Source organism: Pseudomonas sp. TSRC2-2 (genome assembly GCF_049897785.1).
GTDB lineage: Bacteria > Pseudomonadota > Gammaproteobacteria > Pseudomonadales > Pseudomonadaceae > Aquipseudomonas.
In genome coordinates, this window is record NZ_JAFCWZ010000011.1 from 1 (window position 1) to 16,168 (window position 16,168).

Below are 16,168 nucleotides of genomic sequence, written 5' to 3' on the forward strand. Positions count from 1 at the left end.
CGGGAGGCGAATTCTACAGCGTTAATCGCTGCTGTCAACACCTCTTTTTCTCCGCTTTCGACCGAGAAGATCGAACCGTTAAAAGAGCTACACATCATTGCTCTTTCAACTCCTTCCAGACTTCGATGACCCGAAGCAAGCCGCTGTCGAAAACTGCATAACTCTTTGAATCTCAAGGAGTTTTCCGTTTCGACTGCGCCGGAAGTGGGGCGAATTATAGACCTCTGGAATTTGCCGTCAACCGTTAATTTCGCTTTTCTTTCAAATAAACAAAAACGTCTCCTATATATAGACGCGACTCTCTCCAGTGCGCAGTATATTGCCCACTACCATAACAACACTTTTGCTTTTATTTGGATGCTGCCCTGTAATGAATGACCAACCCCGCTCCCTTGCCTCCAGTTTGTTCCCGGTTGGCCTGCTCATGATAGCCATGGCATCCATCCAGTCCGGCGCTTCGTTGGCGAAAAGCATGTTCCCAATTATCGGAGCACAAGGGACCACCACCCTTCGCCTAATCTTCGCTAGTGTGATCATGCTGCTGTTGCTTCGCCCATGGCGTGCAAAGCTGACCGCCAAGTCCCTGCGTACGGTGATCGTCTACGGAATGGCATTGGGCGGGATGAATTTCCTCTTCTATATGTCATTGCGGACAGTGCCACTGGGCATCGCCGTTGCGCTGGAATTCACCGGCCCTCTGGCCGTAGCTATATATGCCTCCCGCCGCGCCATCGATTTTGTCTGGATCGCGCTTGCTGCAGCCGGCTTGCTTTTATTGATCCCAACCGGCGTCACCACTGCAGGGATCGATCTGGTCGGCGCGGGTTATGCGCTGGGGGCCGGAGTCTGCTGGGCGCTATACATTTTGTTTGGACAGAAGGCCGGCGCCGACAACGGTGTGACCACTGCAGCATTGGGGGTGATGATCGCCGCGCTGTTCGTGGCGCCGATCGGCATCATTCATGCCGGCGCTGCGCTGCTCACACCATCACTGATTCCCGTCGCTATCGGAGTCGCCATTCTGTCTACCGCCCTGCCCTACACCCTGGAAATGGTGGCCCTCACTCGAATGCCCGCACGCACCTTCGGCACTTTAATGAGTATCGAACCAGCGTTCGGCGCACTATCAGGACTGCTTTTTCTTCAGGAATACCTTTCCCTGTCACAATGGCTGGCCATCCTGTGCATTATCCTGGCTTCCGTGGGTGCGACGATGACCATGGGCAGCGGTGCAAAGCCTGCTGTCGCTGCCGACTGAAGCGTAATAAGAAGTGGGTCTGGTAATTGGCGCTTATTTAGGCCATGTTTATCCCCGTAACCCATCGCCAGGCATGGATTTTTTCGCAAAGGACGGCACAACGCTGAAAACGCGAGCGAATACAGGCAGACCCGAGCAACAGACTCGCGGCCGCTATTAAGGATGGTAATGAAACGAATTTTGCTAATGATCGCCTTGCTGGCGATCGCAAGTTGCGCAGCGACCTCGGAAACGCAGGTCAAGCGCGGCAAGAAAGGGCTGCATATCAATTGTTCCGGACTTTCATCCTCATGGGACAAGTGCTACACCAGCGCCGCCAACTCCTGCGCTCCCAAGGGTTACAAGGTGATCGCCAAATCCGGCGATGCTGTGGAAGAACCAGGCGATTATCCGTTCGGCTTGAACCCCGCCGGTTATACCAGCCGCAGCATGATCGTCATCTGCAAATAACTACTCGGCTCGTGGCGAAGTGAGCTGACGCGTAATTTCCTCATGGCTCGAGCGCAACACCGTACGCTGCACGTCCGGTGTTGCCAGCATTCGCGCGACCACCAATGCACCCACGCATTGCGACAGCACCGACCAAGCCAGACTCTCGCTTTCCAGTATCTCAGCCCAGCCCTGCTGAAGACGGCAAATCCATTCTTCAGCCTGCTCATGCACCTGCACATCGGCACGGGCAATCTCCGCGCCCAATGACGGCAGCGCGCAACCGACCTCAGGTTGCTCGGCGTGGGCCATGCTCAGGTACTGCTTCAGACAACGCTCCAGCCGCTGCCGATCTGCACCGCCCTGCCCACCAAGGCGCTCAAGACTCTCACTCAGCTCTCGCTCGACGATGGCAGCGAACAAGGCATCCTTGGAGGAGAAATGGCTGTAGAACGCGGCCCCACTCAAACCGATGGCTTTCATCAGGCCATCCACGCCCACCGTGGAAAACCCCGATTTCTTTGCCGACAACGCGCTGCTTTGCAGCAGCTTTTCGCGGGTTTCCGATTTGTGTCCAGCTGAATAACGCATGCCCTCTCCCGATATAGATCGCCTTGACGCTGTCCGAATCCTAGCATAACGTTCGTTAACTAAACGATCGTTAACCCAAAGGGATTCACCCATGAATAACAAGAAGGTCGTGCTGGTTGTCGGGGCAGGCGACGCCACGGGCGGGGCGATTGCCAAGCGTTTTGCCAGTGAAGGATTCATTGCCTGCGTGACCCGGCGCAGCGCCGACAAACTGCAGCCATTGGTTGACGCAATCATCGCTGAGGGCGGTGAGGCTCATGGTTTTGCCTGCGATGCGCGCAAGGAAGAAGACGTCATCGCTCTCATCGAAGACATCGAGACCCGCGTTGGTCCTATCGAGGCCTTTGTCTTCAACATCGGCGCCAACGTGCCGTGCAGTATTCTCGAAGAAACCGCACGCAAATATTTCAAGATCTGGGAAATGGCCTGCTTCTCAGGTTTCCTTAACGCCCGCGAAGTGGCCAAGCGTATGGTGACCCGTCAGCGCGGCACGATTCTGTTTACCGGAGCCACTGCCGGACTGCGCGGTGCTGCAGGATTCGCCGCTTTTGCCGGAGCCAAACATGGCATCCGCGCACTGGCGCAAAGCATGGCCAGGGAACTGGGGCCGATGAACATCCACGTTGCCCATGTTGTGGTTGATGGTGCGATCGACACCGATTTCATTCGCAACAGCTTTCCCGAAAAATACGCAACCAGGGACCAGGACGGCATTCTCAATCCAGAGCACATCGCTGAAAATTACTGGTATCTGCACAGTCAGCCACGGGATGCGTGGACCTTCGAACTGGACCTGCGCCCATGGAATGAACGCTGGTAAGCCCTCCCCTCCTGATTACAACAATAAGAGCAACTTGATCATGACGAAAACCGTGGAGTTCTTTTTCGACCTCGGCAGCCCCACTACGTATCTGGCGCACACCCAGCTACCGAAAATCTGCGCCGAAACCCAGAGTGAATTGGTCTACATCCCGATGTTGTTGGGTGGCGTGTTCAAAGCCACCGGCAACGCTTCGCCAGCAGTCATTCCGGCCAAGGGTCGCTACATGTTCCAGGACCTCGATCGCTTCGCCAGGCGCTACGGCGTCCAGCTCAGATTCAATCCGCACTTTCCGATCAACACGCTGATGTTGATGCGTGCCGTCACTGGCATGCAGTTGTACCAGCCGCAGCGTTTCGGGGAGTTCGTCGACTGCCTGTTCAGGGCGCTTTGGGTGGACGGCCGTAACCTCAACGACCCGCAAACCATTGCCGGGGTGCTGACTGAAAACGGCTTCGATCCCCGAGAGATAATGGCGCTGACCAACGACGAGTCAGTCAAAGCCGCCCTCAAGGAAAACACCGAGACAGCCATCAAGCGCGGCGTTTTCGGTGCCCCCAGCATGTTCATTGGCGATCAGTTGTTCTTCGGTCAGGATCGACTCGACTTCGTAGAAGAGGCATTGCGCCAGGATTGAAGCCAAGCCCCAAGCCCCAAGGCACTGTGAGCAGTGCCTTGGGCAAGTCGATCAAATGGCCGCAGTGCGCTCGTTCAGCCAGCTCAGCGCCGCCCCCTCAAGCAATGGGCTCAGACGCTCATGCACTTCGCGGTGATAGTCGTTCAGCCACTGCTTCTCTTCTTGCGTCAAAAGCTCTGCAATCAGACAACGGGTATCGATCGGGCACAGCGTCAGGGTTTCAAACTTGAGGAACTCGCCGAATTCGCTGCTGCCGGCCTCGCGGTTCATCGCCAGGTTCTCGATGCGCACACCCCAGCGGCCTGGACGATAAGTGCCGGGTTCGATCGAAGTGATCATCCCCGGCTGCATAGCCGTTTGCGGCGCTGGTGCAGCCTGATAGGCAATCACCTGCGGCCCCTCATGCACGTTGAGGAAATAACCCACGCCATGACCAGTGCCGTGCCCGTAGTCGACGTTGTCAGCCCAGATCGGCGCGCGGGCGATGGCGTCGAGCAGCGGTGACAGAATGCCTTTGGGGAATCGTGCCCTCGACAAGGCAATCACGCCTTTCAACACGCGCGTGCAATCCTGCTTTTGGTCTTGCGTCGGCGTCCCCACCGGGACCATGCGCGTGATGTCTGTGGTCCCGCCGAGGTATTGACCACCGGAATCGATGAGCAACAGACCATCACCCTCGATCAGCGCATGCTCTTCTTCGGTAGCGTGATAGTGCGGCATCGCACCGTTGGCGTTGAACGCGGCGATGGTGTTGAAGCTCAGGGAAACGTAATCGGGACGACGCTCACGGGCAGCGGTGAGTTTCTCGTCGATGGTCAGTTCGGTGATGCGCTCGCGCCCCCATGCCGATTCCAGCCAGGCGAAAAACTCGCACAACGCCGCGCCATCCTGCTCCATCGCTTTACGGATGTGCTGGGCGTCGGCCTCGCTTTTCTGCGATTTGGCCAACGTGGTCGGGTTCAAGCCTTCGACCAGTTTTACGCCACTGTCCAGATTATCCAGCAAACCTGTGGTCACTCGCGCCGGATCGACCAGCAGGCTCGCGCCACTTGGTACAGCACGCAACGCATCGGCTACTTCGCTGTAGTCCCGCAGGGTCACGCCATCCTGTTCAAGCACGGCGCGCAGATCGGCATCGACCTTGCTCAGCGCCACGAACAGCGTCGCCTGCTGTTGATTGATCAGGGAAAACGAAACGAACACCGGATTGAACGAAACATCACCGCCGCGCAGGTTGAACAGCCAGGCGATGTCATCCAGGGTGGCGATGAAATGCCAGTCGGCGCCACGCTCTTGCAAGGTCTGGCGCAATTTAGCGAGCTTCTCGCCACGGCTGACGGTCGCTTGCGGCGGCAGATGCTGATAGATCGGCGCGTCAGGCAGGCTTGGACGATCACGCCAGATTTCCTGCAACAAATCGATATCTGTGCGAAGGCGAGCGCCGCCTGCTTCGAGTTTGCTGCTCAGCGTGCGCGCTGAAGCCACTGCCATTACCGCGCCATCGACCGCCACCACACCGCCCTCGGGGGTTTGCTCGGCTAGCCAGTCCAGCGGGCTCGGCTGCCCCGGTTGCAGCTTGACCAGTTCGATGCCGCTGCCGGCCAGTTCCTTGGTCGCCTGCTCCCAGTACCGGCTGTCAACCCAGACCCCAGCGAAATCAGCAGTGACGATCAGCGTACCGACCGAACCGTGGAAACCCGACAGCCATTGCCGGCCCTGCCAGTAACCCGGCAGGTATTCCGACAGATGCGGGTCGGCGGACGGCACCAGCAGCGCATGGATGCCTTCGCGGCGCATCAGCTCACGGGTATGCGCCAAGCGCTGAGGCACCGATCCTTCGGTCAAGGTGTGGGAACTCATCATGTCTCCTGCTAATCGCGTCATCATTATTGTTCGCAGCCTTCTCGGCCATGGAAAGCCTCGGCTGTTTAAAGCCCTGTCGCCCAGAATGCCGGGGCACTGGCGCAAGCGGTAGTAATCATTTCGACGGCCCTGTCGACGTCCTCGACGGTGGTAAACCGCCCGAGGCTCAAGCGAATGGTGCGCCCTGCCAGTCGCGCATCGTGCCCCAACGCCAACAGCACGTGGGACGGCGCATTGCTCGCGGAATTACACGCGGAAGTCGCAGAAAATGCGATCGAATGGCTCAACGCGGCGCTGTTGAAATCGCCTTCGCTGAAGGTCAGGCTCAGGGTGTGCGCAATACGTTGCGAGGCACTGCCGTTGAGGCGCACGCCGGGCAAACTCAACAGTTGCTCGAGCAAGCGCTCGCGTAAAGCGACAATCGATTTCTTCTCTTCATCGAATACGGCGGCGGCCAATGCAAACGCTGCGCCCATCCCGGCAATCTGATGAGTCGCCAGCGTGCCGGAGCGCAAGCCACCTTCGTGACCGCCGCCATGGATCTGCGCTTGCAGACGTTGCTGCGCCTGCGCGCCGACATACAAAGCGCCGATGCCCTTGGGGCCATAGAGTTTGTGGGCGGAAAAAGACATCAGGTCGACCGGCCAGCGACTCAAATCGATCGCGACTTTGCCAGCGCCCTGCGCGGCATCGACATGAAACAGCGCGCGCCGACTGCGCACCACTTCGCCAATCGCCTCGACATCGTTGAGCGTACCCAGCTCGTTATTGACGAGCATCAGCGACACCAGAAAGGTGTCGTCACGCATCGCTTCGCTGACCGCTTGCGGGGTGATCAAGCCTTCGGCGTCCGGCACCAGATAAGTCACGGCAATGCCTGAATCCTGCAATTGCCGGGCAGTATCGAGGATGGCCTTGTGTTCGATCTGGCTGGTAATGATATGGCCGCCCGAGATGCCACGGGCCTGGGCAACGCCTTTGAGCGCGAGGTTGTTGGACTCGGTCGCACCGGAGGTCCAGACGATCTGCTCAGGCTGCGCGCCGACCAGATCGGCGACTTGCCGACGTGCCTGCTCGACCGTCTGCCGGGCCTGCTGGCCGAAAGCGTGGGAACTGGACGCCGGGTTACCGAAGTTACCGTGAAAACCCAGACATTCGATCATCACCTGGATGACCCGCTCGTCCACCGGGGTGGTGGCGGCGTAATCGAAATACAACGGACGTGTGTTCATAAAGGACTCGCAGAGCGTGTTCCGGGATCAGGAGGCTCGTGTCTGCAAATGACCATGCATAGCCTCGTGAGCTGTGCATGGGTTCGAGAGCGTCATCAATACCTGATCGGATGCCGTTAAAGAAGTAGGGCTTCATTTAAAAGTGCGTAGGAACGCTCCTGAAACCGAGCTTAACAGGCATCGGGCCGGCGATTGAAGCAATGCGTCAGTGAAAGCTTTCGAGCAGTAACGGATACAGCGAGATCACCAGCAACGCCGCCATCCCCCAATTGAACACGCGCAACCAGCGCGGCTCTTTGAGCACATTGCGCAACAGCGTGCCGCATGCCGCCCACAGGCCAACACTTGGGAGGTTGATGATGGCGAATACCGCCGCGATGATCACAACGTTGTAGAAGTAACCCTGCATCGGCGTATACGTGCTGATGGCACCGATGGCCATGATCCACGCCTTGGGATTGACCCACTGGAACGCCGCGGCGCCCAGATAGCTGATCGGTTTAGCCTCGCCGACGGCACTGTCGCCGACCGGGCCGCAATGAGCGATTTTCCACGCCAGGTACAACAAGTACGCCGCGCCGACATAACGCAGCACCGTGTAAAGAATCGGATAGGCCTGAAACACCGCGCCAAGACCAAAGCCCACCGCCACCACCAGCAGAAAGAAGCCGCAGCTGATGCCGAGCATGTGTGGAATGGTGCGGTTGAAACCGAAATTGACCCCGGACGCCAGCAACATGGTGTTGTTCGGCCCCGGTGTGATCGAGGTGACAAGGGCAAACAGGGCAAAGCCCAACAGCAGATCAAGCGAGAGATTCATCGAGGCGTTCCATCCCGGGGTCATTCAGGTGTTGACCCTATCCCACGCCGCCCGGCAAACCCACGGACAGTTAGGAAAAACTTCAAGCAGTACAGTTTGCTGTCAGCTTGGACGACCGTGCAGCTGTATGGCACGTTCGGCGCTCATCTCGCCTTGTTGATCGAAGCCGAACGTCTTCTGCGGCTGGCCGAGCAACTGGGCTTTTTTCGCATGGTATTCGTCGAACGACAAACCGCTGCGGTTCAGCGCTTCCAGCGCCAGTTCGCGGGATTCTTCAGCGGTGTAAGGGCGCAGCTCTGGCGAAACATGGCTGGCACAGCCAGCAAGAACGGAAACAGCGAGCATCAGCGAAACAGTCAGAAAACGGTTCATGGGAGCGTCCTGGCGAGCAATGTGGGGTCGATGGAGAAAGGCTACGCCCGGGCACGCTCGCGCAGAAATCAACGCTCTCAATAGTGGCTATCAGGTTTGCGCTAACAACGGCTAACCCGGCAAACGGCAATGCAGCGCATCGTCGTGGCTGCGGGCAATGCTGCTGTGCACCTGGAACGAATTGAAGGTCACTGTTTTCGCCCGATGGGTGCGGATCAGTTGCCAGAAATCCTGCTCACCGCTTTCGAAAGTGTGAAACGCCGCCTCCCCCGCTTCGCGGCTTTGCCATTGCAAAAAGCTCAACACGCGACGGCCGTCGTCGCTGGCCTGCACGCTGGCGCTGAGAAATCCGTCGTAACGCTGCGCCAGACGCTCGGTCTGCGTCGCCAATGCCGAGATCAGCGCCGCTTGCTGACGGGGTTCGATTTCGAATTCGATCAATTGGGTAAAGCTGCGATTGCTCATGGAAAACCCCCACTCATCTTGAAGCGAGCCTTGCGACCCGAAGAGCTGCAGGGTAAAACCTCCAGTTAAGTCAAGGTCAAGAGCATTTTCAGCATGATCAGCAAAGACCAGGTGCACAAGCCTCTCACTGTTGGGGACGTTGCGGCGCGCAGCGGCGTCGCGGTCACGGCGCTGCACTTTTATGAAGCCAAGGGTTTGATCAAGAGTGAACGCAACGCTGGCAACCAGCGCCGTTATCCGCGTGCCGTGCTGCGCCGGGTGGCGTTGATCAAAGTCGCGCAACGGCTGGGAATACCGCTGGCGGAAATCGGCGAAGCGCTGAAGATCCTGCCGCAGGATCGAGCGCCAACGGCAGCCGACTGGAAGATGTTGTCTGAACAATGGCAGCGGGAGCTCGACGAACGAATCAGGCAACTGACGCTAATGCGCGATCAGCTCACCGGGTGCATCGGCTGCGGTTGCCTGTCGATGAAGGCGTGTCCATTGCGCAATAAAGGCGACGCGCTCGGTGACCAAGGGCCAGGCCCGCACTTTGGCGAGGAGTGATAACGCTGCTCGTCGGCGGAAAATCTGCGCTGCAGGGACGGTTCTATAGTGATTGCTCCGGGCAGATCCGGAGCAACCACATCTGTTGAAAACAAAAACAGGGAGAACGTCATGAGCGTCAAACCCATTCCTGAGGGGTATCACAGCATTACCCCGTACCTGGGCATCCAACAGGCCGCCGAGGCCATTGAGTTCTACAGGAGAGCCTTCAATGCCAGCGAAGTCATGCGCCTGACCATGCCCGACGGCAATATCGGCCATGCCGAGCTGCGCATCGGTGACAGCGCGATCATGCTTGGCACGCCTTGCGATCAAGGTCCGCTGAGCAATCCTGAGCAGGCGGTGTCGATCGGCTTGCACCTGTATGTCACCGATGTCGACCAGTCATTCCAACAGGCGCTGGATGCCGGGGCGCAAAGCGTATCGGAGGTAAAAGACCAGTTTTACGGTGACCGCAGCGGGACGCTGAGAGACCCGTTCGGGCATCTGTGGTTTCTCGCCACGCACAAGGAGGATCTGAGCGAAGAGCAGATTCGCCAACGCGCCATGGAAATGTTCAGCCAAAGCTGAGCACTTGTGCCCTGGATCGGCTGGCAAAAACACCTCGCCGATGTAATTGCGAAACATTTGCTTTCATATCCGCTTTCGGGATTTTCTTCGCTCATCCGTCTTATAGGAATGCAGGCCGTTCGCGTAGGCAAAAGCCACGAACGGCCTCCCGGGGAGTCCCGTGCTACGAAGCCCGTAGCCCGGCCCCTTCCACCGCAATCAAGACGCGCAATCATGTCGAAGAAATCCCGTTCCAAACTGTGGTTCCTGGTGCATAGCTGGCTGGCGTTGCCGATCTGGTTCTTTGTGTTGATCGTCTGCGTCACCGGCACGCTGGCGGTGGTCAGCCAGGAAATTGTCTGGCTGGCCAACCCGCAAATGCGCGCCAGTCAGCCGTCGGACGATGCGCCGCGACTGAGCTACGACCAGATCCTCGCGGCGATCAAACAGGCCGAACCGCAAACCCTGGTGCAGAGCATCAACCGCCCGGACGAGTCGCACTTCGCCCTCGACGTCGAAGTCAGCTACCCCGACGGTCGCTCATTGACGGTCTACGTCAATCCGTACACCGGGGTCATCCAGGGCGCCGCGCCGGTCTTCGATTTCAAGGCCTTTACCCGCGCCCTGCACGGCTGGTGGCTGGTGCCGTTCACCAATGGCTACAGCTGGGGCTGGTATCTGGTGTCGTTGCTCGGCGTGCCGATGCTGGTTTCGCTGATTACCGGGCTGGTGGTCTACAAACGCTTCTGGAAAGGTTTTCTGCGCCCGACCCTGCGCGTGCGCCATGGCGCGCGGATCTTCTGGGGCGACTTCCATCGTCTGTGCGGCATCTGGTCGATCTGGTTCATCGCGGTAATTTCCATCACCGGCATCTGGTTCCTGATCAAGGCGATCCTGTTCGATAACCAGATCTCCATTTCCAGCGAGCCGATCATTCCGGCCATGTCGCGCGACAGCGTACCGATCTCGGCCGCCGGCACCCCGCCGCCGCGCATCAGCCTGGACCGCGCCATCGAAATCGCCCAGCAGAAGATTCCCGGGCTGGAAGCCAGCTACGTCAACCTGCCGGGCAACGCCTACTCGCACATGAGCGTGAGCGGCCGTGGCTGGTATCCGCTGATGTACCAGACCGCGACTCTCAACCCGTACAACGGCGAAATGGCCTCATCAAGGTTGCTGTCCGATCGGTCCTCGCTGGAATTCGTCACCGAATCCATGCGCCCGCTGCACACCGGCGACTTCGGTGGGATCTGGATCAAATTGATCTGGTTCTTCTTCGGTCTGTTGCTGAGCATGATGATCCTCAGCGGCCTGCTCATCTGGACCAAGCGCACCGCACTGGCCACCGCCAATGCGCTGAAACGCGAGGACAAGAAAAACCGCGTCACCGCCCAGCCGGCGCTGCGCCGTGAACCTTCGGAGGCCAGCCTGTGAACAAAGCCATTTCGGTCACACCGCCGTCGCGCCTGTCGCGTTTCTGGCACAAGTGGCGCTTCCACATCAATGTGCTGCTGTTGCTGATTCCGCTGGGCTTCATGCCGAAATACTTTGCCGATGCTTCGCTGTTTCGCGGCGACAGTGGCTTGGGTCAACGGGAAATAGGCACCGTTCAGGTCGGTCCGTGGAGCCTGCGTCTGGCGGAGTTACGCGAAGAGGCGCCGCACTTGAGCGGACCGGCCGGTTACATGAAGGACTTCACTGCCGCCGTCTGTGACAGCTGTGTCGAACAGGTCAAGGCCACTTACCTGCGCATCGGCAAACCGCGCAGTCTGCGCGCCGCCGGCACGATCTTCTTCGGTACGCCTTATCGCATGGGCACGCAAATGCCGATCCCGGCGAAGACCAAACCTGACGCCGAGCTGTGGATCACCATGGAAGGCTGGGACGGCAGCATGCACCAGGCCGCGATTCCCCTGAGCCAAGCCTCCCCCGCCACGGTTGCGTGGCTGAACAAACAAGGAGCCAAACCATGACTCGCTCACCCCTTCATACCCGTTTGCTCGCCAGCGCCGCGCTGCTGCTGAGCGCCGGTTTCAGTGCCAGCGCCCTGGCGCACAACCCGATGTGCGAATGCAAAGCCATCGATGCCGAACAGATCAAATGCACCGGCGGTTTTTCCGACGGCAGCGGCGCGCCGGGCGTGACCCTCGATGTGATCGGCTACGACGAAACCATTCTCGTGCCGGGCAAACTGGGCGACGACTCGACGCTGACCTTTAAAAAGCCCGGCAGTGAATTCTATGTGCTGTTCGACGCCGGCCCAGGCCACGTAGTGGAAATCGACCAGGCGGATATCGAAGCCCCATGAGTACCCCGACAACTCAAGTGGTACGCCCGGCCGGCGCCGGTCATGAAACCCTTAATGTGCTGCTGTTGTGCCTGGTGATCCTCGCGGTCGCCGGCTCGGTGGTGGCGTGGCGCGGGGTTTCCCATGAACCGGAGCCGGTCGCCAGCAACCAGTACGACGCCCGCCGCGACCTCAGCGCCGCCGAGCAAGGCATCTATGCCGACCTGCGGGTGACGCTCGACGAAGTCCGTTTGCTGCGCGAAGAGCAAAAAGCCCTGCCGACGCCACAGACGCTGGCCGATGAAGGCTTTGCGCCGTTCGCGTTGGATGCCAGTTCGATCAGCCGCGGCGGTCATGCGTGGCAAATGCTCGCCGACAACGCCTATTTGGGCCGTAGCGCGACGCCTGATGTCGCCGGCTCGTTTCTGATGCGTGTCGGTGCCGACGCCAACGCGGCGCCGGACATCTGGCTGAACCGCAGCGCCGATCCCGCGCCGGCGGTGGATCTGTCCGACGCCGCGCTGTCTGCCGCTGGCTGGAAACAGATCGTCGCGCAATTCGATGCCGGGGTTACCCGCGAACATCGCCATTGATTCCTCGCCTTTATCCGAGAGAAGACTGCTTGCCCATGTCCATTTCATCGCCTCGCCGTCCATTGTTACGCCTGTTTCTGCTTGGCCTGTGCGCCTGCCTGCTGAGCCCGCTGGCCGGTGCCGAGCCAGGCAAACGCCTGCGTATCGGCATCACCCTGCATCCGTATTACAGCTATGTAGCCAATATCGTCGGCGACAAGGCCGAAGTGGTGCCGCTGATTCCCGCCGGCTTCAACCCGCACGCCTACGAGCCGCGCGCCGAAGACATCAAGCGCATCAGCGGCCTGGACGTGATCGTGCTCAACGGCGTCGGCCATGACGACTTCGCCGACCGAATGATCGCCGCCAGCGAAACACCCAATGTCAAAACCATCGAAGCCAACGAAAACGTGCCATTGCTCGCAGCCACCGGTGTCGCTGCGCGCGGCGCTGGCAAAGTGGTCAACCCGCACACGTTCCTGTCGATCAGCGCCTCCATCGCCCAGGTCAACAACATCGCCCGCGAGTTGGGCAAACTCGACCCGGACAACGCCAAGACCTACACCCAGAACGCCCGCGCCTATGGCAAACGCCTGCGGCAGATGCGCGCCGACGCTCTGGCCAAACTGACCCAGGCACCGAACGCCGAACTGCGCGTGGCCACGGTGCACGCGGCTTACGACTATCTGTTGCGCGAATTCGGCCTGGAAGTGACAGCTGTGGTCGAGCCTGCTCACGGCATCGAACCAAGCCCTAGTCAGTTGAAGAAAACCATCGATCAGTTGCGTGAACTCGACGTGAAAGTGATCTTCTCCGAGATGGATTTCCCTTCCAGCTATGTCGACACCATCCAGCGCGAATCCGGGGTGAAGCTCTATCCGCTGTCGCACATTTCCTATGGCGAATACACCGCCGACAAGTACGAAAAGGAAATGACCGGCAACCTCAACACCGTGGTTCGGGCGATTCAGGAGTCCGGGGCATGACGTCGAAACAAACCCTCCCCGCCGATCACGCAGAGAACCCTGTGGGAGCGAGCTTGCTCGCGAAGGTACCGGATCAGCCAACATCTTCGCTGAATGACACACCGCATTCGCAAGCAAGCTCGCCCCCACAGGGGAAAAACGGGCCGGCGCTGGAGTTTGCGGCTATCAGCCTGACCTTGGGGCGCACGACGATTCTCGACAATGTCAGCTTCCAGGTGCAGCCCGGCAGCGTGCATGCGCTGGTCGGCCCCAACGGCGGTGGCAAGAGCTCGCTGATCAAAACCCTGCTCGGGCAGATGCCGCATCAGGGCCAGCTCAGCCTGCGCTGGCCTGGCGAGCCCGGCACCACCGGTTACGTCCCGCAGGCGCTGGAGTTCGATCGCGGCCTGCCGATGACCGTCGACGATTTCATGGCCACCATGTGCCAGCGCCGCCCGGCCTTTCTCGGTTTGAGCAAACACTACGCCGGCGCCATCGGCGAGGCGCTGGAGCGCGTCGGCATGCAGGACAAGCGCAAGCGGCGCATGGGCGCGCTGTCCGGCGGTGAGCGCCAGCGGGTCCTGCTCGCGCAGGGCCTGATTCCGGCGCCGCAATTGCTGGTGCTCGACGAACCTATGTCAGCCCTCGATGAGGCAGGGATTCAGGTGTTCGAACGCCTGCTGACTGACTGGCGCGCAGCGGGCATCACCGTGCTGTGGATCGAGCATGATCTGGAAGCGGTGGGTCGGCTGGCCGATCGGGTTACCGGTCTCAACCGCCGCGTGCTGTTCGATGCCACACCGCAACAGGCGCTGACGCCGGAACGTCTGCTGACACTGTTTTCCACCCATCCACGGAGCGCTGTCTGATGAGCTATGAAGCCTTTCGTCTGATGGTCCAGGGCTGGGCATCTTCCGGTTATCTGCCCGAAGCGCTGGCCTACGGCTTTGTCGTCAATGCCCTGCTTGCCGGCCTGCTGATCGGCCCGGTGCTGGGCGGGCTCGGCACGCTGGTGGTGGTCAAGCGCTTTGCGTTCTTTTCCGAAGCGGTCGGCCATGCCGCGTTGACCGGTGTGGCCATCGGCATTCTGCTCGGCGAACCCTATACCGGCCCATACGGCAGTCTGTTCGGTTACTGCCTGCTGTTCGGCATCCTGCTCAATTACCTGCGCAACCGCACCGGGCTGGCACCGGATACGCTGATCGGCGTGTTTCTCTCGGTATCGCTCGCCTTGGGCGCGAGCTTGCTGCTGATTCTCGCCGGCAAGATCAATGTGCACATTCTGGAAAACGTGCTGTTCGGTTCGGTGCTGACCGTCAACGGCAATGATCTGGCGGTCCTGGCCATCGTCGGTTCACTGGTCATGGCCCTCGCCCTGCCGCTATACAACCGCATCATGCTCGCCAGTTTCAACCCGCAACTGGCGGCGGTGCGTGGCGTAGCGGTCAAGACGCTGGATTACCTGTTCGTGATTCTGGTGACGCTGATCACTGTCGCGGCGGTCAAGGTGATCGGCGCGATTCTGGTCGGTGCCTTGCTGGTGATCCCGGCGGCGGCGGCGCGTTTGCTCAGTCAGTCACTCAAAGGATTTTTCTGGTGTTCGGTGCTGATTGCCACCGTGAGCACGCTGTGCGGGATTCTTGCACCAATCGTGTTCGACCTGCCGATTCCGTCCGGCGCCGCGATCATTCTCGTCGCCGGCATCGCTTTTGCCCTCGCCGCCATTGCGCGCGGCGTCGTCCCCAGCCTGAAAGGGAACCTTGGATAAATGGCTTTTTCACTGCGTAACCTGACTCTGGCCATGGCCCTGTGTGGCGTGGTCTGCACTCCGTCTCTGGCTGCTGAAAGTGCGAAACCCTTGCGCGTGCTGGCCTCGTTGCCGATCACTTATGGATTGGGCGAAGCGCTGCTCAAGGGCACCGATGTCGACCTTGAACGCGCAGCCCCGGCCAACCTGCCCGGCAGCCGCCAGACCGCGTATTTCAGCGGCCGTGGGGCGCCGGCGCTGAGCAAACTGGCCACTGACGCGGACGCGGTGATCGGTCTGCGATCGCTGTGGGCGGATGACCCGCTGTACCCTTTCGCGCGGCGCAGCAATATTCGTATCGTCGAAGTCGACGCTGCCCGTCCGGTCGACGGCGCCCTGCCCGGTATCGCCGTGCAACCGGGCCTGCAGGTGGATGGCTTGAACAGCCAGCCATGGCTGGCGAGTAACAACATGGGGCGCATGGCTGACGTGATGGCCGCCGATCTGGTGCGCCTGGCACCAAGCGCCAAGCCTGCGATCGAGGCCAACCTGGCGGCGCTGAAACAACGTCTGCTGAAACTCAGCGCCGACACCGAAGCGCGTCTGGCCGAGGCGGACAATCTGAGTGTGTTGAGTCTGAGCGATCACTTCGGCTATCTGATTGGCAGCCTCAATCTTGAACTGGCCGGACAGGACGCGCGGCCCGATGCCGAGTGGACATCGGAAGATTTGAAAAAGCTGACAGCGACGCTCAAGGACAACGATGTGGCGGTAGTGCTGCACCATCGTCAGCCAGCGGAGCCAGTGAAAGCGGCGATTGCTGAATCCGGTAGCCGACTGGTGGTGTTGAGTACCGATGCGGGGGATCCGCTGGCGGAGCTGGAGGCTAATGTGGATCTGTTGCTCAAGGGGTTGAGCGGAGCGTAGTCAGGCTGATGCCGAGTCATCGTTCATCGCAGGCAAGCCAACGATGAGGGTTTGCAGAAAATAAAAATCCAGGACATGAAAAAACCCG

Annotated in this window: 20 protein-coding genes; 14 read left to right on the forward strand and 6 right to left on the reverse strand. The window is 59.8% G+C overall.

All coding sequences use genetic code 11. The features are described from left to right. Nucleotides 1-370: 370 nt before the first annotated feature. Nucleotides 371-1,258, forward strand: coding sequence for a threonine/homoserine exporter RhtA (gene rhtA / locus ACP7D9_RS21295; RefSeq protein ID WP_101155655.1), 888 nt, complete (start codon nucleotides 371-373; stop codon nucleotides 1,256-1,258). A 168-nt stretch (nucleotides 1,259-1,426) separates the two neighbouring features. After that, a complete protein-coding gene (locus ACP7D9_RS21300) occupies nucleotides 1,427-1,708 on the forward strand; it encodes a hypothetical protein (RefSeq protein WP_041478482.1) in 282 nt (93 codons plus the stop codon). Here the strand turns inward: ACP7D9_RS21300 and ACP7D9_RS21305 are convergent, their stop codons facing one another. Beyond that, a complete protein-coding gene (locus tag ACP7D9_RS21305; RefSeq protein ID WP_426159537.1) occupies nucleotides 1,709-2,278 on the reverse strand; it encodes a TetR/AcrR family transcriptional regulator in 570 nt (189 codons plus the stop codon). Between the two features lie 91 nt (nucleotides 2,279-2,369). On the opposite strand from ACP7D9_RS21305, the gene ACP7D9_RS21310 reads away from it, so the two are divergent. Next, nucleotides 2,370-3,098, forward strand: a complete 729-nt coding sequence (locus ACP7D9_RS21310) for an SDR family oxidoreductase (RefSeq protein WP_426159538.1) — start codon at nucleotides 2,370-2,372, stop codon at nucleotides 3,096-3,098. A gap of 40 nt (nucleotides 3,099-3,138) precedes the next feature. Then, nucleotides 3,139-3,735 (forward strand): 2-hydroxychromene-2-carboxylate isomerase, encoded by a 597-nt coding sequence (locus ACP7D9_RS21315; RefSeq protein ID WP_101155649.1) that lies wholly within the window; start codon nucleotides 3,139-3,141, stop codon nucleotides 3,733-3,735. Nucleotides 3,736-3,786: 51 nt separating this feature from the next. On the opposite strand, the gene ACP7D9_RS21320 is transcribed toward ACP7D9_RS21315, so the two are convergent. The 5 genes from ACP7D9_RS21320 to ACP7D9_RS21340 form a co-directional block, all read right to left on the reverse strand. Continuing rightward, the gene (locus ACP7D9_RS21320) at nucleotides 3,787-5,595 is read right to left on the reverse strand and encodes an aminopeptidase P family protein (RefSeq protein ID WP_426159539.1); all 1,809 of its coding nucleotides are present in this window, start codon (nucleotides 5,593-5,595) and stop codon (nucleotides 3,787-3,789) included. Nucleotides 5,596-5,663: 68 nt separating this feature from the next. Beyond that, nucleotides 5,664-6,830 (reverse strand): aminotransferase class V-fold PLP-dependent enzyme, encoded by a 1,167-nt coding sequence (locus ACP7D9_RS21325; protein ID WP_426159540.1) that lies wholly within the window; start codon nucleotides 6,828-6,830, stop codon nucleotides 5,664-5,666. Nucleotides 6,831-7,035: 205 nt separating this feature from the next. After that, complete coding sequence (locus ACP7D9_RS21330) at nucleotides 7,036-7,650, reverse strand: LysE family translocator (RefSeq protein ID WP_426159541.1); 615 nt, start codon at nucleotides 7,648-7,650, stop codon at nucleotides 7,036-7,038. A 102-nt stretch (nucleotides 7,651-7,752) separates the two neighbouring features. Continuing rightward, nucleotides 7,753-8,022: a hypothetical protein gene (locus ACP7D9_RS21335; protein WP_101155641.1), complete on the reverse strand. Its 270-nt coding sequence runs from the start codon at nucleotides 8,020-8,022 to the stop codon at nucleotides 7,753-7,755. A gap of 111 nt (nucleotides 8,023-8,133) precedes the next feature. After that, entirely contained in the window at nucleotides 8,134-8,487 is a 354-nt protein-coding gene (locus ACP7D9_RS21340; RefSeq protein WP_101155639.1) for an antibiotic biosynthesis monooxygenase, read from the reverse strand. 93 nt (nucleotides 8,488-8,580) lie between these two features. On the opposite strand from ACP7D9_RS21340, the gene soxR reads away from it, so the two are divergent. The 10 genes from soxR (at nucleotide 8,581) to ACP7D9_RS21390 (ending at nucleotide 16,080) form a co-directional block, all read left to right on the forward strand. Continuing rightward, nucleotides 8,581-9,033, forward strand: a complete 453-nt coding sequence (soxR, locus tag ACP7D9_RS21345; RefSeq protein WP_426159542.1) for a redox-sensitive transcriptional activator SoxR — start codon at nucleotides 8,581-8,583, stop codon at nucleotides 9,031-9,033. Between the two features lie 111 nt (nucleotides 9,034-9,144). Next, on the forward strand, nucleotides 9,145-9,603 hold the full coding sequence (locus tag ACP7D9_RS21350; RefSeq protein WP_426159543.1) for a VOC family protein: 459 nt from the start codon (nucleotides 9,145-9,147) through the stop codon (nucleotides 9,601-9,603). A gap of 213 nt (nucleotides 9,604-9,816) precedes the next feature. Continuing rightward, nucleotides 9,817-11,016, forward strand: coding sequence for a PepSY-associated TM helix domain-containing protein (locus ACP7D9_RS21355; protein WP_426159544.1), 1,200 nt, complete (start codon nucleotides 9,817-9,819; stop codon nucleotides 11,014-11,016). Further along, nucleotides 11,013-11,555, forward strand: coding sequence for a hypothetical protein (locus tag ACP7D9_RS21360; protein ID WP_041478472.1), 543 nt, complete (start codon nucleotides 11,013-11,015; stop codon nucleotides 11,553-11,555). The genes ACP7D9_RS21355 and ACP7D9_RS21360 overlap by 4 nt, the downstream gene beginning before the upstream one ends. Continuing rightward, nucleotides 11,552-11,890 (forward strand): hypothetical protein, encoded by a 339-nt coding sequence (locus ACP7D9_RS21365; protein ID WP_101155631.1) that lies wholly within the window; start codon nucleotides 11,552-11,554, stop codon nucleotides 11,888-11,890. Before ACP7D9_RS21360 ends, ACP7D9_RS21365 begins: the two co-directional genes overlap by 4 nt. Further along, on the forward strand, nucleotides 11,887-12,462 hold the full coding sequence (locus ACP7D9_RS21370; protein WP_426159545.1) for a DUF6162 family protein: 576 nt from the start codon (nucleotides 11,887-11,889) through the stop codon (nucleotides 12,460-12,462). The genes ACP7D9_RS21365 and ACP7D9_RS21370 overlap by 4 nt, the downstream gene beginning before the upstream one ends. Before the next feature lie 35 nt (nucleotides 12,463-12,497). Next, nucleotides 12,498-13,427 carry a metal ABC transporter substrate-binding protein gene (locus tag ACP7D9_RS21375; RefSeq protein ID WP_101155627.1) on the forward strand — a complete coding sequence of 310 codons (930 nt, stop codon included), beginning with the start codon at nucleotides 12,498-12,500 and terminating at the stop codon, nucleotides 13,425-13,427. Further along, the gene (locus ACP7D9_RS21380; protein WP_426159546.1) at nucleotides 13,424-14,275 is read left to right on the forward strand and encodes a metal ABC transporter ATP-binding protein; all 852 of its coding nucleotides are present in this window, start codon (nucleotides 13,424-13,426) and stop codon (nucleotides 14,273-14,275) included. Before ACP7D9_RS21375 ends, ACP7D9_RS21380 begins: the two co-directional genes overlap by 4 nt. Continuing rightward, entirely contained in the window at nucleotides 14,275-15,174 is a 900-nt protein-coding gene (locus ACP7D9_RS21385; RefSeq protein WP_007917717.1) for a metal ABC transporter permease, read from the forward strand. Before ACP7D9_RS21380 ends, ACP7D9_RS21385 begins: the two co-directional genes overlap by 1 nt. Further along, nucleotides 15,175-16,080: a metal ABC transporter substrate-binding protein gene (locus ACP7D9_RS21390; protein ID WP_313000034.1), complete on the forward strand. Its 906-nt coding sequence runs from the start codon at nucleotides 15,175-15,177 to the stop codon at nucleotides 16,078-16,080. Nucleotides 16,081-16,168 lie beyond the last annotated feature (88 nt).